This window comes from Streptacidiphilus sp. MAP5-3 (assembly GCF_041262505.1).
Lineage (GTDB): Bacteria > Actinomycetota > Actinomycetes > Streptomycetales > Streptomycetaceae > Streptacidiphilus.
The window spans coordinates 262,728-284,864 of the sequence record NZ_JBGCCL010000006.1 but is presented as its reverse complement, the minus strand read 5'-3'; the positions used below and the strand labels follow the sequence as shown (position 1 = coordinate 284,864).

The window sequence follows — 22,137 nt, the reverse complement described above, 5'->3', positions numbered from 1 at the left end:
GCCGAGGCAGCCAGGGGAACCTGGTCAGCGGAAAGGGCGGGAGCACCGTCCTTGCGGCGGTCCCGGCGTGCCCGCAGATCAGTCGGACCGGTCAGCGCTGCCTCCCCATCTCCACTTCGGCACCAGCGTAAACGCGCAGCCCGTAAGCATTTGACAGTGCCCTTACGCAAGGGCCATCATATGAATGTTCATTCATGAGACACCTCGTTCGGTGAGGCGTCTCCACGGACACAGGCCACTGATCCCAACCGTCGAGAGACGCTCCGGATCAGGACACCTCCTCCCGACCTAAGGGTTGAGGCCAAGTGGCTGCGCAGGCGGACCTGTCCCAGAACAGGCCTCGCGCTACGCCGTGGAGTGCCAAAGCTCTGACGAGTTGGGGTGTGCCGGACACGGCTGATGCCGTATTGGTCCGGGTTCGGTGTGCCCCCTGCCGCTGCGACGCGCGACGCGTCACGACCGGAGGGAGGCGAGAAGCAGTGGACTGCAGTCCGAGTAGCCCGGGCCATAAACGGCCCCACATCCGCTTGACCTCGTCTTCTTTCGGCATGCGGTAACCACCTGCTGATCCTTGATCCTTCTGCGCGCGCGGACGCTCGCAGGGTGGATGGATGCTGCATGCCCTCCGATCGGCCTTCACGGCCACAGGGAGGGACCATCATGACCACCACGATCGACCCGAAGGTCCAGGGCGACGCCGCCCGCACCACCGCGGTGCTGGACGACGCGCACCTCGGCGACATCCGCGGCGCGCTCGGCACCATCAAGCTGGACGACCACGGCGACCGCCGCGGCCTGTCCGCCAAGCTCAAGACGCTGCTCGCGATCGTCGGCCCCGGCCTGATCGTGATGGTCGGCGACAACGACGCCGGCGCCTTCGCCACCTACGGCCAGGCGGGCCAGAACTACGGCACCCACCTGCTGTGGACGCTGCTGCTGCTGGTCCCGGTCCTCTACGTGAACCAGGAGATGGTGCTCCGCCTCGGCGCGGTCACCGGCGTCGGCCACGCCCGGCTCATCCTGGAGCGGTTCGGCAAGTTCTGGGGCGCGTTCAGCGTCATCGACCTGTTCATCCTCAACGCGCTGACGCTGGTCACCGAGTTCATCGGGATCACCCTGGCCGCCGGCTACCTGGGGCTGCCCAAGGCCGCCGCCGTGGTGCTCGCCGCCGCGATCATCGTCGCCTCCGCGTTCACCGGGTCGTTCCAGCGCTTCGAGCGGATCGCGATCGCGCTCTGTGCCGGATCGCTGCTGCTGGTCCCGATCTACTTCATGGTTCACCCGAAGACCTCGCAGATGGCGCAGGACTTCGTGGTCCCGAACCTGCCGGGCGGCCAGGGCCAGCTGGCCACCGTGATGCTGCTGATCATCGGCATCGTCGGCACCACCGTCGCCCCGTGGCAGCTCTTCTTCCAGCAGAGCTACGTCATCGACAAGCGGATCACCCCCCGCTTCATGAAGTACGAGAAGGCCGACCTCTGGATCGGCATCGTGATCGTGGTCATCGGTGGTGCGGCGCTGATGGGCGCCACCGCCGCCGCCTTCGCGGGCACCAAGGGCTTCGGCAACTTCACCGACACTGCGGGCCTGGCCTCCGGCATCGCCGCCCACGCGGGCAAGGTCGCCGGTGTCCTCTTCGCCGTCGCGCTGCTGGACGCCTCGATCATCGGCGCCTTCGCGGTCTCGCTCTCCACGGCCTACGCCATCGGTGACGTCTTCGGCATCAAGCACTCGCTCCACCGCGGCGTCAAGGGTGCCAAGGGCTTCTACGCCGTCTACGCCGGCCTCGTCGCCCTGGCCGCCGGCATCGTGCTGATCCCCGGCTCGCCGCTGGGACTCCTCACCGAGGGCGTGCAGACCCTCGCGGGCGTGCTGCTGCCCTCCGCCACGGTCTTCCTGCTGCTGCTCTGCAACGACAAGCAGGTGCTCGGCCCGTGGGTGAACGGCCCGAAGACCAACGCCTTCACCTCCGCCGTGATCGGCATCCTGGTCACCCTGTCGATCATCCTGACCGCGTCGGTGCTCTTCCCGAACATCACCGCGGGCGCGATCCTCGACATCATGGCCGTCTGCGGCGTGGTGGGCGTCCTGGCCGCCGGGTACGCGCTGACCAAGCGCCGCACCGCGACCAAGGAAGACCCCATCGACCGCACGGGCCGCGACGACTGGCGGATGGCTCCGCTGGAGACGCTGACCCGGCCGGTCATGGCCACCGGCCGCAAGATCGGCATGAGCGCGCTCCGCAGCTACCTGCTGGTCGCGATGATCCTGGTGATCGTCAAGATCGTCGAGGTCGCCCTCGGCCACTGAGCCGAGCAGTTCCACACACCGCACGAGCCCGGTCCGGCCCCTCGGGGTCGGACCGGGCTCGCGTGCTGTTCCCGGGCGAACTTCCGGGGCGGAGTTCCGGGCGAAGTTCCCGTCCGAGAATGACCGAGAACGAGCGGTTGTCAGTCCGAGAAGCGTCCGGCGATCCACTCCGCACCACGGCGGGCGGCGACGAGCCGACGGTTGCGGCGGGTACGCGGCTGCGGCAGCCGCAGCGGCGAGGTCGGGCTCACGGGCGATTCGGAGGAGCGAGGGAGGGCGCGCTGCGCCTGGGCCGCCTCGGCAGCGAGGCGGGCACCGGCCTGGCCGAGCTCGGCCAGCAGCCGCTGCCGACGTCCCGTGCCCCTGGCCCGGAGCCAGGCGGTCCACAGCCCCTCGATCTCACCGACCACAGCGGCCAACCGCAGCTGCGACCGGCCGTTCTCACGCGACTCCCCCGACTGCACCTGAGAGTGCTTCCTCTCTCCCTGCACACAGATAAGCCAGTTGCTTATGTGCGCAAGTATAGAAAACACATCCGCTGATGCACCTTCAAAGCCGCTTCGGCCAAGGGCAGTCGGGACCGAGGGGGTGCCAGGCTACTCGTGCAGCTGTGGCGACGGCGTGCCGAGCAGATGGTGGAACCACCGGCCGGTGGGACGCACACGAGCCAACGCACATAATCTTTTCATTCACCGCCTAGGATGGCGTGAACCCGGGGGAATTGACCGACAAATCGGGCGAAAGAGAGCAACGTGAGGCGAGCCGGCGAGGCAAAAACCCTCCCCGACTACCGCGACTACCGCGCGGACTCGGGCCGCATCGCACGACTGCCCGTGCGACGGCACAACGCGCTGCTCGCGGGGTGGACGGTGCTCTGGTTCGTCCTGGTCGTGCACAGTGGCGGGGTGTCCTGGCACTACCTGCGCCAGGGCGAACAGCTGCTCTTCGGCAGCGATCCCGGCGGCGGGCTCTCCCTCTACGCCAACCACCCCGAGCTGCAGATCGGACCGTTCAGCCTGCTGGTGGCGCGGATCTTCGCGCCGTTCCCGCCCGCCACCGGCGAGTTGTTCGCCGAGGGGACGATGGCCGGACTGGGCCTGGTGATGGTGATCCTCGTCGGGCGGACCGCCGCCCAGCACTACCTCGGGACCGGCACCAACCACCGCCGTCTGCAACAGCGGATACTCATCGCCGGACTGGCCTTCATCCCGATGTGGATCGAGGTCACCGTCCGGTTCGCCCATCTCGACGACGCGCTGGCGCTGTTCTGCTCCACCCTGGCCGTCCACGCCCTGGCCCGCGGCCGGACCTGGGCGGTCGCCGTCTTCCTGGCACTGGCCGTCGACGCCAAGCCGTGGGCGCTGCCGTTCGCGGTGCTGCTGATGGCACTGCCGTCCGGCCGACGGCGCGGCCCCCTCCTCCTCTTCTGCGTCCTGGTCGCCGCCGCCTGGCTGCCGTTCTACCTGGGCAATCTGGACACCATGGCCGCGGCCAAGTTCGCGATTCCCAACCAGCCCGCGTCCTCGCTGCGGTGGCTCGGTGTCAGTGCGCCGTCCACGCCGTCGTGGGACCGGCCGGCCCAGTTCGCGCTCGGGGGACTGCTGGGGGCGCTCGCGGTGTGGCGGGGCCGCTGGCCGGCGGTGATCCTGGTCGGCGCGAACGCGCGCATCCTGCTGGACCCGAGCACCTACACGTACTACAGCGCCTCGGTGCTGCTCGGCACGCTGATCTGGGACGCCGTCGGACAGCGGCGACTGGTGCCGTGGTGGAGCTGGATCGCCCTGCTCTCCCTCTACGGCGGTGCCCTGTTCATCCCCGACGCGCCGACGCGCGGGCTGGTCCGGCTGGCGTTCGTGGTGGTCTCCGTCGCCTACGTGCTGCTGTGGCCGTCGAGGAACAACCGCACCCGCAAGCGCCGTCGCGTGGCGGAGTCCGCCTCGACGGGGGAGTCCGGGGCGACCGGGGAGTCCGGGGCGGACGCGCCGCCGACGGGGGCGTGGGACGGTTCCGGTGCGCGGGCGCACGTGGTCGCACCGCGCCGCTCCCCGGAGCTTGCCGACGCCTGGTGAGAACCGGGGGACAGAGCCTGGGCGCGGAGCCCGGGTGCTGCGACCAGCCCCGTCAACCTGGCCGTACTACCCGTGAGTTCGCCGATACGCTCGGCGAATGACCCAGATGACTGAGCGCCCTGACGATCCGGCAGAACTCGTTCCGGTGCGAGTCGACCCTGCGGAGCTCGCCGCCCTGGCGCGGCGCTACCCGCACCTGCACGCGCCGCAACGCTGGGCCTGGGGCAGTCTGGACGCCCGGTTCTCCGCACAGCTGCCCGAGGACCGGCTCATCACCAACATCCATCTCGTCGGGTTCCAGGACGACGGCGTGGTGCTCTGCCGCGACGAGCGCGACCACTGGTTCCTGCCCGGCGGGACGCGGGAGCAGGGTGAGAGCGTCCACCGCTGCCTGGCCCGCGAACTGCGCGAGGAGGCGGGCGCGCGGATGCTCGGCGCACCCGCGTGGATCGGCGCGCACCACTGCGTGACGGACAACCCGCGCCCCTACCGTCCCTGGCAGCCGCACCCGGAGAAGGCCTGGCTGTGGGGCTGGGCGGAGGTCCTGGTGGACTCCGAGCCGACCAACCCCGACGACGGCGAACCGGTCGTCGAGGTCCGCGTGGTGACGCCTGCGGAGGCCCAGCGGCTGCTGGTCAGGGAGCGCGAGCCCTGGTGGTCCGAGCTGGTGGCGCTCGCCGTCGAGTCCCGCGCCGGGGCGCGCACGCTGGGGAATTGACTGCTCGACGCGCCCCGTCACAGGCGTGACAGCGACGCCACCTTGCGGAACGATGTATGCCCTCTGTGCGTGTGTTGCACCTGGTACGCCAGAGCTGAGGGGATATGCCCGGTACACACCGCCTGTGGTGAGCAGTGAGAGGAGTGGAATGGCCGAGCAGTTGGCTCTGTCACACCCCGAGTCCGCCCGACCGCGACCTCCGCAGCGCGCTCAGGCGGGCACCCGGCCGAACCCCCAGCCCAAGCCGCGGCGGGCGTCGCGCTGCGGCGGACACACGGCCAAACCGCCCCAGCGCCGGGGCTGGCCGGTCGCCCGCCCGAAGCCGGGCTGGGTCCTCGTCGGACTGCCGCTCCTCGGCGCGGGCGTCGACGAGGTGCTGGGCAACCCGCTCGGCGTGGTCTTCGCCCTCTGCGCGGCGCTCGGCACCGCGTGGGCGGCACTCCTCTGCACCCGACGCGGACTGTGGTGGGTGCTGCCGATGCCGCCCCTGCTGGTGGCCGCGATCACGGTCGTCTCCCAACTGGCTCTGCACGGCGACCAACTCGCGGGCGGCCGGTCCCTCGCCACGGCCTCGGTGAAGTGGGCGGTCACCGACTTCCCGATCATGGCGAGTGCCGTTCTGGCCGCCGTGGCCGCCCTCGGCCTGCGCCGGGTGCTCGCGCTGCGCAGCGGCGAAGGCAGTGCGGTCCGCCCGCAGGACGCCCGCCCCCGCAGCGTCCGTCCCCGCGTCGTCCGCCCGCGCCGCGCGGACGCGGACGGAGGCCCGGCGTCGGCAGCGGCCTCAGCAGCGGCCTCCAGCGCGGCCGATGCCCAGCCGCAGGATCCGAGCCAGGTCCCCGTCCCGCGAAGGAACCACCATGGCTGACCGCCCCCGCAACCGCGCGGTGGGCCGTCGGTCCGCTCCGTCGCTGGTCCAGGCCGGACGCGCCGCCGTCGCCACCGCCTCCGCGGGCGTGCTGCTGGTCAGCGGCATCTCGTGGTTCGCCTACAACTCGCTGACGGACGGCCTGAACACCTCGGACGCCCTGGCGGTGGCGCAACGCCACGCCCCGCCGAAGATCGACAACTCGATCAACCTGCTGCTGATCGGCCTCGACAGCCGCAAGGACATGAACGGCAACGACCTGCCGAAGCAGTTCGTCGAGCAGGACCTGCACGCGGGGTCCAGCGACATCGGCGGGTACAACACCAACACCCTGATCCTGCTGCACATCCCGGCAGGCGGCGGCAAGGTGCAGGCCTTCTCCATCCCGCGCGACGACTACGTCCAGACGCTCAACGGCGACGGGACCAGCCAGGGCTTCCACAAGGTCAAGGAGGCCTACGGCATCGCCAAGGCCGCCGCCGAGCCCGCCCTCAAGGCGCAGGGCCTCACCGGCGCCGCGCTGGAGCAGCAGAGCCGCGAGGTTGGCCGGGAGGCGACGCTGGCCACCGTCCAACAGTTCCTCGGCATCCGGATCGACCACTTCGCCGAGGTCAACCTGCTCGGCTTCTACGACATCGCCCAGGTGGTCCAGCCGATCACGGTCTGCCTCAAGCACGCCACCAAGGACCCGGCCATGGCGGGCCAGGGCTCCGGCGCGGACTTCCACGCCGGCTACAACACGCTGGACGCGGCCCAGGCGCTGGCCTTCGTCCGCCAGCGCCACAACCTCACCAACGGCGACCTGGACCGCACCCACCGCCAGCAGGCCTTCATCTCCTCGGTGATGTACAAGCTGAAGCAGGAAGGTCTCTTCAACGACCTGGGCAAGATGCAGTCCCTCTTCGACGTGGTGAAGAAGGACGTGGTGCTCGACTCGCAGTGGAACATCCTGGACTTCGCCCAGCAGGTCCCCAGCCTGACCGGCGGCAACGTCGTCTTCAACACCCTCCCGATCCAGGGTTTCGCCACCCGCAACGGGGAGTCGGTCAACCTGGTCGACGAGCTGCAGATCCAGCGGATCATGCAGCGCCTGACCGGCCACGACGCGAGCCCGGCGGCGACGCCCGCGTCGTCCTCGCCCGCGTCCGGTGGTAACGGCGGCAGCGGCGGCGGGTCGGCGCCGCAGCAGGTCGCACCGGCGACGGTGGACGTGCTGAACGGCTCCGGGATCACCGGTCTGGCGGCGCAGAAGCTGAAGTCGCTGGTCGACGCGGGCTGGTCGCAGGGCCGGACCGGCAACGCCGCCCCGCACACCCGCACCGTGGTCCACTACGGCAGCGGCGCGCAGCAGGCCGCCCAGCAGATCGCGGCGAAGCTCGGCGGCAGCGGCATCACGGTGGCCTCCTCCAGCGCGGTCGCCCCCGGCCGCGTCGAGGTGGTCCTGGGCACGGACGCCACGCCGACGTCGCCCGGCGGCGCGGCGGCCTCCGGCGGGTCGGGCGGTGGGGCGGGCGGCCCCGGCGGCTCGTCCGACGGAGCGCAGGCCGGGACGGTTTCCGACATCCCCTTCCAGGGCTCGGCGGTCGAGATGGGCCAGGGCATCCCCTGCGTGGACTGACGGGCGCCCGGCCGGGCGCCCAGGGTCAAAACGGACTCTTGTGCGACCCGGCTAGGAGATCCGCAAACACGTAGGACACACTTGTTGTGATTGATCGCACTGTTTCCCGGTCGGGCATGATGGGGAACGCACCTCAAGCCTGCACGGCCGACTAGGAGGACCGAGTGGACGACGTTCTGCGGCGGGCACCGCTCTTCACCGCGCTGGACGATGAACAGTCAGCGGAGCTGCGTGCCTCCATGGCGGAGACCACGCTCGCGCGCGGCGAGTCGTTGTTCCACGAGGGCGACCCGGGCGACCGGCTGTACGTCATCGTCGAGGGCAAGGTGAAGCTGCACCGCGCTTCGGCCGACGGCCGCGAGAACATGCTCGCGGTGGTGGGCCCCAGCGAGATGATCGGTGAGCTCTCTCTCTTCGACCCGGGCCCGCGTACGGCGACGGCCTCCGCGCTGACCGAGGTCAAGCTGCTCGGCCTGGGCCACGGCGATCTGCAGCCGTGGCTGCAGACCCGCCCCGAGGTCGCGATCGCGCTGCTGCGCGCCATCGCACGCCGCCTGCGCCGGACCAACGACGTCATGTCGGACCTGGTCTTCTCCGACGTCCCCGGCCGCGTGGCCAAGGCGCTGCTTGACCTGTCGCGCAGGTTCGGCGTCCCGTCGGACGAGGGCATCCACGTCGTCCACGACCTCACCCAGGAGGAGCTGGCCCAGCTGGTCGGCGCGTCCCGCGAGACGGTCAACAAGGCGCTCGCCGACTTCGCGCAGCGGGGGTGGCTCCGCTTGGAGGCTCGCGCCGTGATCCTCCTCGACGTCGAGCGTCTTGCGCGCCGTTCGCGCTGAGCCCTTCGGGCAGACGAGGTAGTTGCACTATCCCAGTTGGGGCATGCGGGGCAGTTGCACTATCAGGGGCGCGGGGCTCTGCTGATCTGCGGCTCCGCCGCGTGGGCGCGAGTAACCACTGATGAGCGAATGGCCCTGTACGTTCGGGGCTCCACCTCGCAGGGTGGCTTGTCGCGCAGTTCCCCGCGCCCCTGACGTTTGCAACCAGATGCGGGAGCGAATCCGCCGCTACAGCGCGCCCTGCTCCCGCAGGTACTCCAGCTGCGCGCGCACCGACCACTCCGCCGCAGGCCACAGCGCGTGGTCGACGTCCGCGTAGACGTGGGCCACGACCGCCGCGGGCGTCGTGTGCCCCGCGGCCACCGCTGCGGCGACCTGGGCGAGGCGGGACTCGCGGTGGGAGAGGTAGTACTCGACCGCGCCGAGGGCGTCGGTGAGGACCGGGCCGTGGCCCGGGAGGATCGTGGTGACGTCGCGCTCCTGCGCGAGAGCGCGCAAGCGGCGCAGGGAGTCGAGGTAGTCGCCCAGGCGGCCGTCCGGGTGGGCGACGACCGTGGTGCCCCGGCCCAGGACCGTGTCGCCGGTCAGCACCGCGCCGTCCGCGGGGAGCGTGAAGCAGAGCGAGTCCGACGTGTGCCCGGGCGTGCCGACGACGCGGAGCTCCATGCCGCCGTACGTCAGCACGTCGCCGTCGGTCAGGCCCTCCTCGCCGAGCCGCAGGGACGGGTCCAGCGCCCGGACCCCGCTGCCGCTGAGTTCGGCGAAGCGGGCCGCGCCCTCGGCGTGGTCGGTGTGGCCGTGGGTGAGGAGCGTCGCGGCGACCCGGCAGCCGCGCGCCTCGACGGCGGCCAGCACGGCCGCGAGGTGGCCCTCGTGCAGGGGGCCCGGGTCGATCACCACGGCCTGGGTGGATCCCGGCTCGGCGACGATCCAGGTGTTGGTGCCCTCCAGCGTCATCGGCGACGGGTTGGGCGCGAGCACGAGAGCGGCTCGCTCGGTCGGCTGCTGGACGGTCACAACTTCCCCCGCAGCGCCAGACCCGGGTAGCCCGGCCAGCTGACCACGACCGCGCCGTCCTGCTCGATCCGCGCCTCGGCCATGATCGGCTGGACGGTGCGCGCGTCCGCCGCCTCCAGCGCCTGGGCCGGGGAGGCGAGCGGCTCCAGCTCGCGCAGCGTGGTGACGGTGGGCGGCAGCATGCCGAACTCGCCCGCCGCGTAGTGGGCCACCGCCTCAGCGGGGCTGATCCAGAGGACCCGGTCCGCCTCGCCCGGCACCTCGGCCGTGCGCTGGCCATCGGGGACGGTCGCGACGAAGAACCAGGTGTCGTAGCGGCGCTCCTCGAACGCCGGGGTGATCCAGCGCGACCACGCGCCCAACAGGTCGCTGCGCAGCACCAGGCCGCGCTTGGCGAGGAACTCGGCGAAGGAGAGCTCGTGCGCCTCCAGGGCCGCGCGCGCGGCGCGCCACTCCTCGCCGGAGACGTCAGCGACCACCGAGTGCGCATCCGGACCGGCCAGCAGCACGCCGGACTCCTCGAACGTCTCACGGACCGCCGCGCAGACGATCGCTCGTGCGTCGTCGGCGGGGACCCCGAGCCGCCTGCCCCAGGCCTCCGCGTCCGGACCGGCCCAGCCGACCTCGGGCCCGCTGTCGCGCTGGTCCACGGCCCCGCCCGGGTAGGCGTACATGCCGCCCGCGAAGGCCATGGAGGTGCGGCGACGCAGCAGGTACGCCTCGGTACCGCCCCCAGCGCCCTCAGCGCCCTCAGCGCCCCGACCGCCCTGCTCGGCGGCGCGCAGCAGCACGACCGTGGCCGCGCGGCGCGGCGTGACGGGGGTCAGTTCACCGCGTGCCTGCGCCGCGATCCGGTCCGCCCAGCTCGGCGGGAGTCGATCACTCATGGCCGGATCGTACGGCGCAGGCTGCGGATTGCCCATGGCACCCTTGTGCCCGGAGCCGGAAATACCCAGCTCAGGACGGGTACAGGCAGATTTGGGAACTCCGCGGGGTCAGTCGCGGACCTGGACCTGGATCTCCACCTCGACCGGCGCGTCGAGCGGCAGCACCGCGACGCCGACCGCGCTGCGCGCGTGCACGCCCGCCTCGCCCAGGACCGCGCCGAGCAGCTCGCTCGCGCCGTTGACGACGCCCGGCTGGCCGGTGAAGTCGGGGGCGGACGCCACGAAGCCGACGACCTTGACCACGCGCTCGACCTTGTCGAGGTCGCCGATCAGGGACTTGACCGCGGCCAGGGCGTTGATCGCACAGATCTTCGACTGCTCCTTGGCCTCCTCGGCGGTGACCTCGGCGCCGACCTTGCCGGTCAGGCTCAGCTTGCCCGCGACCATCGGCAACTGGCCGGAGGTGAAGACATAGTCGCCGGTGCGGACAGCGGGGACGTAGGCCGCAAGCGGCGGGGTGACCTCGGGCAGCTCCAGGCCCAGCTCGGCCAGGCGGCTCTCTACCTTGCTCATTGCTACTGCTTCTCCCGCTTCAGGTATGCCACCAGCTGCTCCGGGTTGTTCGGGCCAGGAACGACCTGGACCAACTCCCAGCCGTCCTCGCCCCAGGTGTCCAGGATCTGCTTGGTCGCGTGCACCAGCAGCGGCACCGTCACGTATTCCCACTTGGTCATGACACCGGACTCTAGCCCGTTCGCCCAACCCCCACGGGTTACGCTCGCCTGGACGGGACAAGACTGCTGGAGACAGCGACCACTGCCGAACACCGCAACCGATCGAACGAGATCGAACAAGACAGCCGACGCCCAGCGCCAGGGAGGCACGCCACATGCCCGCAGCCGCATCCGCCGGCCCGGACTGGGAGGGCGTGCGCCTGCACGTCGTCAGCGGAAAGGGCGGCACCGGCAAGACCACGGTGGCCGCCGCGCTCGCGTTGGCGCTGGCCAAGGAGGGTCGCCGGACCCTGCTGATCGAGGTCGAGGAACGCCAGGGCATCGCCGAGCTGTTCGGCATAGCGGCGCTGCCCTACGAGGAGCGCAAGGTGGCCGGCGGTCGCGGCCACGGCGAGGTGTTCGCGCTGGCCATCGACATCGAGCAGGCGCTGCTCGAGTACCTGGAGATGTTCTACAAGCTGGGCCGCGCCGGGAAGGCGCTCCGCAAACTCGGCTTCATCGACTTCGCGACCACGATCGCGCCCGGCCTGCGCGACGTGCTGCTGACCGGCAAGGCCTGCGAGGCGGTCCGCCGCCGACGCCCGGACGGGCGGCGCGTCTACGACGCGGTGGTGATGGACGCTCCGCCGACGGGCCGGGTGACCCGGTTCCTGAACATCAACACCGAGGTGGCCGGGCTGGCCCGGATGGGCCCGATCTACACCCAGTCGCAGGCGGTGATGCGGGTGATCCAGTCGCCGGAGACGGCCGTGCACATGGTCACGCTGCTGGAGGAGATGCCGGTCCAGGAGACGGTCGACGGGATAGAGGACCTGCACGCGGCGAAGCTCCCGCTCGGCGGGGTCTTCGTGAACATGGTCCGCCCGCCGGTCCTGGACGCGGCGGCCGTGCTGGCCGCCGACGGGGACGACCACGAGGAGGAGCTGGCGCTCGCCCTCACCGAGGCCGGTCTCGGCGGCCGTCGCGCGAGCGGCGGTCCGAGCGCGGCGGTGCGGAAACTGGTCGGCCCCCTCCTGGAGCAGGGCCGCGAACACGCGGCCCGGGTGGAGCTGGAGCGCGAACAGCGCCGCGACATCCAGGGGCTGAAGCTGCCCACCTACGAACTCCCGCAGCTGGCGGGAGGCGTCGACCTCGGCGGGCTCTACCGGCTGGCGACGGAACTGCGGAACCAGGGGGCGGCATGAGCACCGGCAACGGCGGCAGCAGCGGCAGCGGCAGTGCGGTGAACGGCGGCACCGGTGGTGAACTGACCGCGCGTCACCTCGATGTCGACGCGCTGATCGACGACCGCGGCACCCGGATCGTCGTCTGCTGCGGCTCCGGCGGCGTGGGCAAGACCACCACCGCGGCCGCACTGGGCCTGCGGGCGGCCGAACGCGGGCGCAAGGTCGTCGTCCTGACGATCGACCCGGCCCGCCGGCTGGCGCAGTCGATGGGCCTGACCGAGCTCGACAACACCCCACGCGTCGTCAAGGGCGTCAACGGGGACGGCGAGCTCCAGGCGATGATGCTCGACATGAAGCGGACCTTCGACGAGGTCGTGCTCGCCCACGCCGACCCCGAGCGGGCCCGGCAGATCATGGAGAACCCCTTCTACCAGTCGCTCTCCTCCGGCTTCGCCGGGACGCAGGAGTACATGGCGATGGAGAAGCTGGGCCAGCTGCACGCGACGGGCCGGTGGGACCTGATCATCGTGGACACCCCGCCGAGCCGTTCCGCCCTGGACTTCCTGGACGCGCCCAACCGGCTGGGGTCCTTCCTCGACGGACGGCTCATCAAGGTGCTGACCGCGCCCGCGAAGGTCGGCGGTCGCAGCGCGATGAAGATGCTGAACGTCGGCATGACGATGTTCACCGGCGTGCTGAGCAAGGTGCTGGGCGCGAACGTGCTCCAGGACGTGTCGACCTTCGTCTCGGCGATGGACTCGATGTTCGGCGGCTTCCGCGAGCGCGCGGACCGCACGTACGCGCTGCTGCAGGCGAAGGGCACGGCTTTCCTCGTCGTCGCCGCGCCGGAGCGGGACGCGCTGCGCGAGGCGGCGTACTTCGTCGACCGCCTCGAGGCCGACCATATGCCGCTGGCCGGCCTCGTCCTCAACCGCGTCCACCGCACGGGAGCCCCCCAGCTCAGCGCGGAGCGCGCGCGGGCCGCCGCGGAGTCCCTCGACGACGGCTCGGCAGGCGCGGGCGAGCAGTTGGCCGCGGGCCTGCTCCGGCTCCATGCGGAGCGCGTGCAGATGATGACCCGTGAGAGACGCATGCGGGACCGCTTCGTGTCCGTCTACCCGGACGTCCGCGTGGCGGAGGTCTCCGCGCTCCCGGGCGACGTCCACGACCTCGACGGCCTCCGCGAGATCGGCACCCGCCTCACCGGCGACTAGCCGCACCCTTGGGCAGACTGGCTGCCATGCACCATCCAGGGGCGCGGGGAACTGCGCGAACAACCACCCCATGCGGATGGCCCTGCTCGTTCGGCGAACCACCTACGTGGGTGGCTTGTCGCGCCCACGCGGCACAGCCGCAATCAGTAGAGCCCCGCGCCCTTGATGGTGCAACAGCCCGGCGTGCGAAAGGTCTCAGCCCGCCTCGGCGTAGTCCTCCACGTCGCAGACGCTGTAGCTCTGCTCGTACTCGGACCGGGCCGTCTCGAGCAGACGGCGCCAGGACACCACAGTCGGTCGACGGCGGAGCAGTGCTCTACGTTCGCGCTCGGTCATCCCGCCCCAGACGCCGAACTCGACACGGTTGTCGAGCGCGTCGGCCAGGCATTCGGTGCGTACCGGGCACCCCGTGCACACCGCCTTGGCGCGGTTCTGTGCCGCCCCCTGGACGAACAGTTCGTCCGGATCACTGGTGCGGCAGGCGGCCTGCGCACTCCAGTCCTCAACCCAGCTCATGCTGGCGCCGTCCTCTCCCGAATCGAGGCTCCCCCACGGCGGCAACGGCGAATATGCCGTTGCCAGTTGAGGACGTTACGGAAGAAGTGGGCGTTGCAACAGCCCCTTGGGGCCCAATCCTTATGGCCCATTTGGACTATGCGTGCTCGGGAGATCACCCGTTGGAGTGATCGCAGGCAGCAGGCCTGTGCGGGCTTCGGGGACCCGCTTCGCGCCTGCCGGATACGCTTCCGCCTGGCATATGCCGCTCATATGCCGACGATTCGGTCATCTCTCATCACCCACAAGAGTGAGTCGAGCGGGCAGACGGCGTCCTGCCGTGCGCTTGTGACAAGAGTAGGCGAACAGCTGCCCGCCTGTCCGGGGAACGCCGCGTATGGTTCTGCGCATGGCAGCGAAGCGGAAGGTATCCCCCCTGCAGCAGATCTCGCTCGGAGCCCGCCTTCTGGGCGCGAGCGTGCTGGCCGGTGGCCTGGTGGCAGGCCTGGCCCTTCCTGCCGTGGGGGCGTTGGGGCTGACGGCCAAGAGCGCGGTCAACGACTTCAACAACATCCCGGACGACTTCACCACGCCACCCCTCTCGCAGGCCTCCTACATCTACGACGGCCAGAACAACGTCATCGCCAAGGTCTACTCGCGCGACCGCACGGTCGTGCCGGAGAGCCAGATCGCCCCGCTGATGCGTGCGGCGCTGGTCGACATCGAGGACAACCGCTTCTACCAGCACGGCGCGATCGACCTGAAGGGCACCCTGCGCGCACTGAGCAACAACAGCGGCGGCGGTTCGACCCAGGGCGGTTCCACGCTGACGCAGCAGTACGTCAAGAACGTCTTCGTCGAGGAGGCGGGCAACGACCAGGCCAAGGTGCTGGAGGCGCAGCGGCAGACGGTCGGCCGCAAGATCCAGGAGCTGAAGTACGCGATCAAGGTCGAGGAGACCCTGACCAAGGACCAGATCCTCACCAACTACCTGAACATCACCTTCTTCGGTGAGCAGGCCTACGGCGTCGAGGCCGCCGCCGAGCGCTACTTCGGCGTCCACGCCGCCCAGTTGAAGGTGCAGCAGGCCGCGCTGCTGGCCGGCCTGGTGCAGTCGCCCACGTACTACGACCCGCTGGTCTACCCGGACGTGGCGCTCCAGCGCCGCAACACGGTGCTGGAGAAGATGGCCGAGTACGGCAGCATCAGCTCCGCCCAGGCCAAGGCCGCCGAGGCGACGCCGCTGGGCCTTTCCCCGCACAAGGCGCAGGAGGGCTGCATCACGGCCACCCACAACGGGGAGGCCTTCTTCTGCGACTACGTCGAGCACATCATCCTGCAGGACCCGGCCTTCGGTGCGACGACGTCGGACCGTCAGGCCCTGTGGGACAAGGGTGGCCTGCAGATCCACACCACCCTGGACCCGAAGGCCCAGGCGGCCCTCTACTCCTCCGTCACCAAGCACGTGTACGCGGGCGACCTGGCCGCCACGGCGATGACCATGGTCCAGCCGGGCACCGGCAAGATCCTGGCGATGGGTCAGAGCCGCCCGTACGGCGTCGGCTCCAGCCCGGCGGTCACCACGCTGAACTACAACGTGGACCGCACCATGGGCGGTGGCGGCGGCTTCCCGACCGGCTCGACGTTCAAGCCGATCACCGCGGCGGCGGCGCTGGAGCAGGGCCTCAAGATGGACAAGACCTATCCGTCGCCCTACCAGGAGCCGTACCCGTCCATGACGGACTGCAACGGCAACACCCTGGCCCAGGTCGACAACCCGCCGGACCAGAACGACTCGACGTCCCTGGTGGGCCCGTTCGACATGCCCGACGCCATGGCCAAGTCGGTCAACACCTACTTCGTGCCGCTGGAGAAGGACGCCGGTCTCTGCAACGTCGTCCACATGATGAACAGGCTGGGCATCACCAGCCAGGCGACCTACTCCCCGAACAGCACCACGCTGGCGCCGATCGCGCAGGTGCAGTCGCTGACCCTGGGCACCAACAACCTGACGCCGTTGGAGATGGCGAACGTCTACGCCACCTTCGCGGCCCGCGGCCTCTACTGTGCGCCGACCGCGATCACCTCGGTGACCACGGCGGACCACAAGTCGCTGCCGGTCCCGCAAGCCAACTGCCAGCAGGTGATGCAGCAGAGCACCGCCGACGCGATCACCACCATGCTCAAGGGCGTGGTCGAGGACGGCACCGGCGCCGCTGACGGCTTCTCCGACGGCCGCCCGAGCGCGGGCAAGACGGGTACCACCGACTCGCACTACCAGGTGTGGTTCGTGGGCTTCACCCCGCAGCTGGCGGGCGCGACCGTGGTGAGTGACACCGCCAGCTACGAGGACCTCTCCAACCAGTCGATCGGCGGCGTCACGCAGACCGCCTTCGGTTCGACGGTCGCCGGTCCGATCTGGCACGACGCGATGGACGGCGCGCTGGTGGGCGTCCCGTACGGGAGCTTCAACCTGGTGCCGCTGCCGAACAAGAAGCCCTCGTCGAGCGACGGGGCGAAGAAGGGCAAGAAGCCCGGCCAGAACGGCGGCCAGAGCGGTGGTCCCGGTGGCGTGGGCGGCGCGATCTTCGGCCAGGCCGGCGGCGCGACGGGTGGCACGACGGGCGGTCCGGGCGGCGGCAACGGCAGCACAGGCACCGTCTTCGGCGGAACGGGCGGTCCCGGCGGCACCGGAATCGTCGGCGTCGCCGGCGGCGGGCCCGGCGGCGGCAACGGCTTCGGCGGCTGACGCGTGCGGCGAGCAACGGCGGGACGTTGCAACACTTCTGGGGGCGCGGGGCTCTGCGCGAGAATCCACCGATGAGCGGATGGCACTGTTAGATCGGTGCTCTCCCTCGCAGAGTGGCTTGTCGCTCAGTTCCCCGCGCCCCTGGGTGAGTGCAACTTCCCTTATCGGAGAGCATTCAGCCCGCGAGGGCCTGCTTCACCAGGGCAGCGACCCTGCCGCCCTCGGCCAGGCCGGAGACCTTCGGGTTGACGATCTTCATGACCGCGCCCATCGCCCTCGGGCCCTCGGCCCCGCCCGCCTTCGCCTCGGCGACGGCCTCGGCCACGATCGCGGCCAGCTCCTCGTCGGACAGCTGCTTCGGCAGGTAGGCCGCCAGCACCACGCCCTCCGCCCGCTCGCGCTCCGCGGACTCCGCGCGACCGCCCTGGTCGAAGGCCTCGGCGGCCTCGCGGCGCTTCTTCGCCTCGCGGGTGATCACCTGGAGCACCTCCGCGTCGCTGAGCACACGCGCGGTCTTGCCGGCCACCTCCTCCTTGGTGATGGCGGCCAGGGTCAGCCGGATCGTGCCGGAACGAAGATCGTCACGGGCCCGGATCGCGGCGGTGAGGTCCTCCTGGAGCTGCTGCTTGAGCGTCGTGGTCATGACGTAAGTCTCGCATCTCCGGGCAAGCCTCCGCCCGGATTAACAGTCCGCTTCAGCAGTCCGGTCGCGCGTGCGGCACCTCGCGCACCGGCATCGCGCCGCTTCTGACACCATGGTCGAATGCGCACCCGATACGCCGTTCCGCTCAAGGCCCTGGGAGTCACCGCCGCCGTCGGCGCGGCCTGCGTCGGCTATGCCGCCGGGTACGAGGTGCGCTCGTTCCGGTTGCGACGGGTGGAGATCCCGGTGCTCCCGGCGGGTGCCAAGCCGATGCGGATCCTCCAGGTGTCCGACATCCACATGGTCAACGGCCAACGGAAGAAGCAGGTCTGGCTGCGCAGCCTGGCCGCGCTCCGCCCGGACCTGGTGATCAACACCGGTGACAACCTGTCGGACCCGGAGGCCGTGCCGCAGACCCTCGACGCGCTCGGTCCGCTGCTGGACTTCCCCGGCGCCTACGTCTTCGGCTCCAACGACTACTACGGCCCCAAGCCGAAGAACCCCGCCCGCTACCTGTCCGCGATGCTCTCCGGCAACCACGGCATGAACAACGCCGACGGCACGGCGCGACGCGGCATCGTCGGGGCCGTCCACAACCCGTGGACGGACCTGCGCGACGGCTTCGACGCGGCGGGCTGGGTGGACCTGACCAACCGCCGCGGCCGGTTGAAGGTCAACGGCCTGGACCTGGAGCTCACCGGGCTGGACGACCCGCACATCCGCCGCGACCGCTACCAGGCCGTCGCGGGCGGCCCGTCGGCCGACGCGGACGTCTCCTTCGGCGTGGTCCACGCGCCGTACCTGCGCGTCCTGGACGCGTTCGCCGCCGACGGCTACCCGCTGATCCTGGCCGGGCACACGCACGGCGGTCAGCTGTGCGTCCCCTTCTACGGGGCGCTGGTGACCAACTGCGACATCGACCGCGGCCGGGTCAAGGGCCTGTCCCGGCACGTGGCGGGCGGGCGCCAGGCCTACCTGCACGTCTCGGCGGGCTGCGGCACCAACCGCTACACCCCGGTCCGCTTCGCCTGCCCGCCCGAGGCCACCCTGCTCACGCTCCGGCCGCGCGACCGCGCCTGAAACAGACCGCGCCCGAAGCAGACCGCGCCTGAAGCGGGCCGCGACGACCGGGGCTACTCGCCGTCGGCCGCGCGTACCTCTCCGGGGACCTCGTACGCGCCGTCGATCACCCCGACGTCCGCACCGTCCAGCGCGCCTGCCGCGTGCAGGCCCAGCAGGGACGCGCCCCGCGCCGCCCGGGGCGCGCCGGACGCCTCGGCGGGCTCGCCCGCGTCCGTGGTGCCGCCCGGCGAGGCCACGTCGCCCGAGAGCCAGCCGTGCCGTCGCGACGTCTCCTCGGCGACCCGCAGCAGTCGGCTGACCGACGGCGAATGCTTGCCGGGGCGCGTCACCAGGTGCACCTCGATGAAGGCGCGCGGCGTCACCGGCAGCCAGACCAGGCTGCTCGGCAGCCCGATCCGGCCGGAGAGGCCGACCATGGTCACCGCGGCGCCGGACGCCACCGGCGTGTACGAGGCGTCGAAGTCCAGGCCCCGGTAGAGCACCTCCGGCTTGGCCCCGGCCCGCGCGCAGATCTCCATGATCTCGTCGTAGTGGCCTGGGTTGTGGTCGCGCGGGTGCAGCAGCAGCTTGAGGCCGTCCAGGTCGGCCGGATCGATCTCGGTGGCGCCCTGGGCCAGCGGATGGTCCCTGCTGATCACGATGCCCTGCGGCTCCCGGCGCAGCAGCGTCAGCTCCACGTCCACCGCCAGCGCGTCCAGCTGCGCGGAGCGGACCAGGCCCACGTCCAGAGTCCCGGCGGCGACGGAGTCGACGATGTCGGCGAAGGCCATGACCCGGGCCGACACCTCGATGCCGGGGGCTTCCTCGCTCATCGCGAGCAGCAGCTGCGGGGCGGTCTCGTAGCCCGCGCTCATCCCGTAGCCGAGGCTGAGTGCGCCGACCCGGCCGTCCGCGTACTCGCGCACTCCGCGCCAGAGGTTCTCCGCGGCCTCCAGCAGTGCGGGGCCGCGCTCCAGCAGCATCCGACCGGCCTCGGTCGGCTCGACCTTGTGCGTCGTCCGGGCCAGCAGCTCCACGCCGAGCTCGCGCTCCAGCTCCCGCACCTGTCGGCTGAGCGCCGGCTGCGCGATGTGGAGCCGCTCCGCGGCACGTGTGAAGTTCCGCTCCTCGGCGACGGCCAGGAAGTAACGCAGGCGGCGCAGCTCGGACATACGTCCATCTTAGGAGTACGGCCATGCCGTTCCGGTATGAAGCACCCGGTCCGTCCTTACCTCGGCCTCTCGGCCGGGCCCGGGGTGGGGCTCCTGGACGACTCCTGGGCGGTTTCCGAGCGACTCCATGGACCCTGCCCGAAACCACCCCCGCACGCACACACCCCGTCCGACCCCCGCCCGCCTGCGGAATCGGATTTCGTCTCCGGGGGGATGGTCCGCTAGAGTAACCATCGTTGCACCGGGGTGTAGCGCAGCTTGGTAGCGCGCTTCGTTCGGGACGAAGAGGTCGTGGGTTCAAATCCCGCCACCCCGACTGGTGACGCACAGAAGAGGGGGGGGGGGGGGGGGGGGGGGGCCCCCCCCCCGGGGGGGGGGCCCCCCCCGGGGGGGGGGGGCCCCCGGGGGGGGGGGGGGGGGGGGCGCCCCCCCCCCCCCCGGGGGGGCGCCCCCCCCCCCCCCCCCCCCGACCCTCTTCTCGTGTGCCCAGACCGTTCTCGCGCATTTTGTGTGCAGTTTTCGCACCGGTTGAGACCGCTTGAGGTCACTGTGAGCGGTCTCACCGAAGGGAACCGAACGGCCAGCCTCTGGTGTCTTCACCCGTCGGGACTAGGATCCCCGGAAACCGATTGCGTGTTGACCTATTGCGGCAAGGAGCGGGACCGTCGTGACACCACCCGAAGAGTCCTTCGGCGGCCGAGCCGCCGCCCGCCAGGCTGCGCGCGGAAAGTCGGTCCCCGGCCAGCGGACGGCATCAGGCGGCCACGGGGCGGGTGGCCATGGGGCACCGGGCGGTAACGGACGGCGCAAGCAGAAGGCCAAGAGCCGGGGCAAGCGGATAGCCATGGGCGTCGGCGCTTTCGCGATACTCGTCGCGGCGGCCGGATGCGCCTGGGTGTACCAGCTGGACGGCAACATCAAGCACACCGCACTGGACAGCGGCAGCCAGCCCCAGAAGGGCGCCGTCATCCCCGGCGCGCTGAACATCATGATCATCGGCTCCGACACCCGCCTCGGCGGGGACGCCACGCTCGGCGGCGCGGACAACTCGCTGCCGCACGCGGACGTGGAGATGCTGCTGCACGTCTCGGCGGACCACCAGAACGCGACGGTGATGAGCATCCCGCGCGACACGGACCTGCAGATTCCGTCGTGCACCGGGTCGGACGGGAAGACCTACAGCTTCCCGACCCACGACCAGATCACCAACAGCCTGAACTACGGGCCGGGTTGCACGGTCTCCGCGGTCAACTCACTGACCGGCGTGCACATCGACCACTACATGATGGTCGACTTCTCCGGCGTGGTGAACATGTCCGACGCCGTCGGCGGCGTCCAGGTCTGCAGCAGTGCCAACGTCTACGACCCGGGCTCGCACCTCAAGCTGACCGCCGGCACCCACACCCTGGTCGGCGCCGGCGCCCTCGCCTTCCTGCGCTCCCGCCACGCGTTCGGCGGGGCGAGCGACACCGACCGCACGCAGACCCAGCACATCTTCCTCAGCGCCCTGATCCACAAGATGAAGAGCGCGAGCACACTGGCCGACCCGACGAACGTCTTCAGCCTGGCGGAGTCGGCGTCGAAGGCCTTCCAGGTGGACGACGGTCTCGCCGGCGTGACCAGCCTGGTGAGCCTGGCCAACACCCTCGGGTCGATACCGACCGACCACATCACCTTCGCGACCATGCCGACGGCGCAGGACCCGTACAACCCGAACGCCTGGCTGGTCCCGGGCCCGGGCTCGCAGCAACTCTTCGAGGCGATCGCCAACGACCAGTCGCTGACGCCGGGCTCGTCGTCCAAGCCGACAGCGGGCTCCACCCCGTCCGCGTCCGCCACGCAGTCGATCGACCCGTCCACGATCGAGGTCCACGTCTTCAACGGGACCGGGGTCACCGGCAAGGCCGCCGCGGTGCAGACCGAGCTGGCCAACAAGGGGTACAGCAACGCCGCCGTCGAGCAGACGCCGATGTCGGTGAACGCGAGCGAGGTGGAGTACTCGACCTCCGACCCGAGCTACAAGGCCGAGGCCCAGCAGGTCGCCTCCGCCCTGGGGCTGCCCTCCTCCTCCCTCACCGTCGCCTCCGGCCTGACCACTGTCCACGTGGTCGTCGGCCCCGACCTCAAGGTCGGCGGCGGCTCCGGGAGCACCTCGAAGGCTCCGGTCAACATCGGCCAGGCGACGGCCCAGGCCCACACCGAGAACGCGGGCGCCGCGGTCCAGTGCGCCCAGGCCAGCCCCTTCCCGCTCGGCGGCCTCCCGGCCTCCGCCGCGGCCTACCAGGGCCTCACCGTCGAGCAGGCCTACGCGCTCGCCACCAGGAACGGCATCCCCGACTCCGACCAGACCAAGTAACTCTCCCGCCCGGGCCCCTGTCCGCGTCCCGGCCTTAGGCCTTAGAGGCCGGGGCCGGGCGGACGGAGGCTCCGGGTCGGGTAGAGTTAGCTCCCGTTGCACCGGGGTGTGGCGCAGCTTGGTAGCGCGCTTCGTTCGGGACGAAGAGGCCGTGGGTTCAAATCCCGCCACCCCGACTGGTGAAACAGTAGGTCAGGGCCGGTACTTCCCTTCGGGGAAGCTG

19 protein-coding genes, 2 tRNA genes and 1 riboswitch are annotated in these 22,137 nt (G+C 70.9%); of the genes, 13 read left to right on the top strand and 8 right to left on the bottom strand.

Features of this window, described 5'->3' with window-relative positions:
• Positions 1-196: 196 nt before the first annotated feature.
• Positions 197-388, top strand: a riboswitch (M-box (ykoK) riboswitch).
• Between the two features lie 272 nt (positions 389-660).
• Positions 661-2,310, top strand: coding sequence for an NRAMP family divalent metal transporter (locus ABH928_RS12915; RefSeq protein WP_370065476.1), 1,650 nt, complete (start codon positions 661-663; stop codon positions 2,308-2,310).
• A 140-nt stretch (positions 2,311-2,450) separates the two neighbouring features.
• Here the strand turns inward: ABH928_RS12915 and ABH928_RS12910 are convergent, their stop codons facing one another.
• On the bottom strand, positions 2,451-2,774 hold the full coding sequence (locus ABH928_RS12910) for a hypothetical protein (RefSeq protein ID WP_370065474.1): 324 nt from the start codon (positions 2,772-2,774) through the stop codon (positions 2,451-2,453).
• A 363-nt stretch (positions 2,775-3,137) separates the two neighbouring features.
• Between ABH928_RS12910 and ABH928_RS12905 the strand changes: the two genes are divergently transcribed.
• The 5 genes from ABH928_RS12905 to ABH928_RS12885 all read left to right on the top strand — a co-directional run bounded on the left by ABH928_RS12905 (position 3,138) and on the right by ABH928_RS12885 (position 8,419).
• The gene (locus ABH928_RS12905; protein ID WP_370065553.1) at positions 3,138-4,379 is read left to right on the top strand and encodes a hypothetical protein; all 1,242 of its coding nucleotides are present in this window, start codon (positions 3,138-3,140) and stop codon (positions 4,377-4,379) included.
• Positions 4,380-4,476: 97 nt separating this feature from the next.
• A complete protein-coding gene (locus tag ABH928_RS12900) occupies positions 4,477-5,097 on the top strand; it encodes an NUDIX hydrolase (protein ID WP_370065472.1) in 621 nt (206 codons plus the stop codon).
• A 148-nt stretch (positions 5,098-5,245) separates the two neighbouring features.
• A complete protein-coding gene (locus ABH928_RS12895) occupies positions 5,246-5,962 on the top strand; it encodes a DUF6542 domain-containing protein (RefSeq protein WP_370065470.1) in 717 nt (238 codons plus the stop codon).
• Positions 5,955-7,580 carry an LCP family protein gene (locus ABH928_RS12890; protein ID WP_370065468.1) on the top strand — a complete coding sequence of 542 codons (1,626 nt, stop codon included), beginning with the start codon at positions 5,955-5,957 and terminating at the stop codon, positions 7,578-7,580. Before ABH928_RS12895 ends, ABH928_RS12890 begins: the two co-directional genes overlap by 8 nt.
• 164 nt (positions 7,581-7,744) lie before the next feature.
• The gene (locus ABH928_RS12885) at positions 7,745-8,419 is read left to right on the top strand and encodes a Crp/Fnr family transcriptional regulator (RefSeq protein ID WP_196195843.1); all 675 of its coding nucleotides are present in this window, start codon (positions 7,745-7,747) and stop codon (positions 8,417-8,419) included.
• A gap of 228 nt (positions 8,420-8,647) precedes the next feature.
• Here ABH928_RS12885 and ABH928_RS12880 read toward each other — a convergent pair whose 3' ends face one another.
• The 4 genes from ABH928_RS12880 to ABH928_RS12865 form a co-directional block, all read right to left on the bottom strand.
• Positions 8,648-9,376: an MBL fold metallo-hydrolase gene (locus ABH928_RS12880; RefSeq protein ID WP_370065551.1), complete on the bottom strand. Its 729-nt coding sequence runs from the start codon at positions 9,374-9,376 to the stop codon at positions 8,648-8,650.
• A 56-nt stretch (positions 9,377-9,432) separates the two neighbouring features.
• The gene (locus ABH928_RS12875; protein WP_370065466.1) at positions 9,433-10,323 is read right to left on the bottom strand and encodes an NUDIX hydrolase; all 891 of its coding nucleotides are present in this window, start codon (positions 10,321-10,323) and stop codon (positions 9,433-9,435) included.
• Between the two features lie 108 nt (positions 10,324-10,431).
• Positions 10,432-10,896, bottom strand: coding sequence for a RidA family protein (locus tag ABH928_RS12870; protein WP_370065464.1), 465 nt, complete (start codon positions 10,894-10,896; stop codon positions 10,432-10,434).
• A gap of 2 nt (positions 10,897-10,898) precedes the next feature.
• Positions 10,899-11,057: a DUF4177 domain-containing protein gene (locus tag ABH928_RS12865; RefSeq protein WP_143094391.1), complete on the bottom strand. Its 159-nt coding sequence runs from the start codon at positions 11,055-11,057 to the stop codon at positions 10,899-10,901.
• Between the two features lie 155 nt (positions 11,058-11,212).
• Between ABH928_RS12865 and ABH928_RS12860 the strand changes: the two genes are divergently transcribed.
• Positions 11,213-12,241 carry an ArsA-related P-loop ATPase gene (locus ABH928_RS12860; RefSeq protein ID WP_370065461.1) on the top strand — a complete coding sequence of 343 codons (1,029 nt, stop codon included), beginning with the start codon at positions 11,213-11,215 and terminating at the stop codon, positions 12,239-12,241.
• Positions 12,238-13,437 carry an ArsA family ATPase gene (locus tag ABH928_RS12855; RefSeq protein WP_370065459.1) on the top strand — a complete coding sequence of 400 codons (1,200 nt, stop codon included), beginning with the start codon at positions 12,238-12,240 and terminating at the stop codon, positions 13,435-13,437. The genes ABH928_RS12860 and ABH928_RS12855 overlap by 4 nt, the downstream gene beginning before the upstream one ends.
• A gap of 195 nt (positions 13,438-13,632) precedes the next feature.
• Here the strand turns inward: ABH928_RS12855 and ABH928_RS12850 are convergent, their stop codons facing one another.
• Positions 13,633-13,953 (bottom strand): WhiB family transcriptional regulator, encoded by a 321-nt coding sequence (locus tag ABH928_RS12850; protein WP_196195848.1) that lies wholly within the window; start codon positions 13,951-13,953, stop codon positions 13,633-13,635.
• A gap of 388 nt (positions 13,954-14,341) precedes the next feature.
• On the opposite strand from ABH928_RS12850, the gene ABH928_RS12845 reads away from it, so the two are divergent.
• On the top strand, positions 14,342-16,681 hold the full coding sequence (locus tag ABH928_RS12845; RefSeq protein WP_370065457.1) for a transglycosylase domain-containing protein: 2,340 nt from the start codon (positions 14,342-14,344) through the stop codon (positions 16,679-16,681).
• A gap of 175 nt (positions 16,682-16,856) precedes the next feature.
• On the opposite strand, the gene ABH928_RS12840 is transcribed toward ABH928_RS12845, so the two are convergent.
• Positions 16,857-17,324 carry a GatB/YqeY domain-containing protein gene (locus ABH928_RS12840; protein ID WP_370065455.1) on the bottom strand — a complete coding sequence of 156 codons (468 nt, stop codon included), beginning with the start codon at positions 17,322-17,324 and terminating at the stop codon, positions 16,857-16,859.
• A gap of 120 nt (positions 17,325-17,444) precedes the next feature.
• On the opposite strand from ABH928_RS12840, the gene ABH928_RS12835 reads away from it, so the two are divergent.
• Positions 17,445-18,404 carry a metallophosphoesterase gene (locus ABH928_RS12835; protein ID WP_370065453.1) on the top strand — a complete coding sequence of 320 codons (960 nt, stop codon included), beginning with the start codon at positions 17,445-17,447 and terminating at the stop codon, positions 18,402-18,404.
• Between the two features lie 53 nt (positions 18,405-18,457).
• Here the strand turns inward: ABH928_RS12835 and ABH928_RS12830 are convergent, their stop codons facing one another.
• The gene (locus ABH928_RS12830) at positions 18,458-19,558 is read right to left on the bottom strand and encodes a LysR substrate-binding domain-containing protein (protein ID WP_370065451.1); all 1,101 of its coding nucleotides are present in this window, start codon (positions 19,556-19,558) and stop codon (positions 18,458-18,460) included.
• A 242-nt stretch (positions 19,559-19,800) separates the two neighbouring features.
• Here ABH928_RS12830 and ABH928_RS12825 point away from each other — a divergent pair.
• From ABH928_RS12825 to ABH928_RS12815, 3 genes are all read left to right on the top strand, one after another.
• A tRNA-Pro gene (locus ABH928_RS12825) sits at positions 19,801-19,874 on the top strand.
• A gap of 351 nt (positions 19,875-20,225) precedes the next feature.
• A complete protein-coding gene (locus tag ABH928_RS12820) occupies positions 20,226-21,914 on the top strand; it encodes an LCP family protein (protein ID WP_370065449.1) in 1,689 nt (562 codons plus the stop codon).
• Between the two features lie 102 nt (positions 21,915-22,016).
• Positions 22,017-22,090 (top strand) — tRNA-Pro (locus ABH928_RS12815).
• Positions 22,091-22,137: the final 47 nt, after the last annotated feature.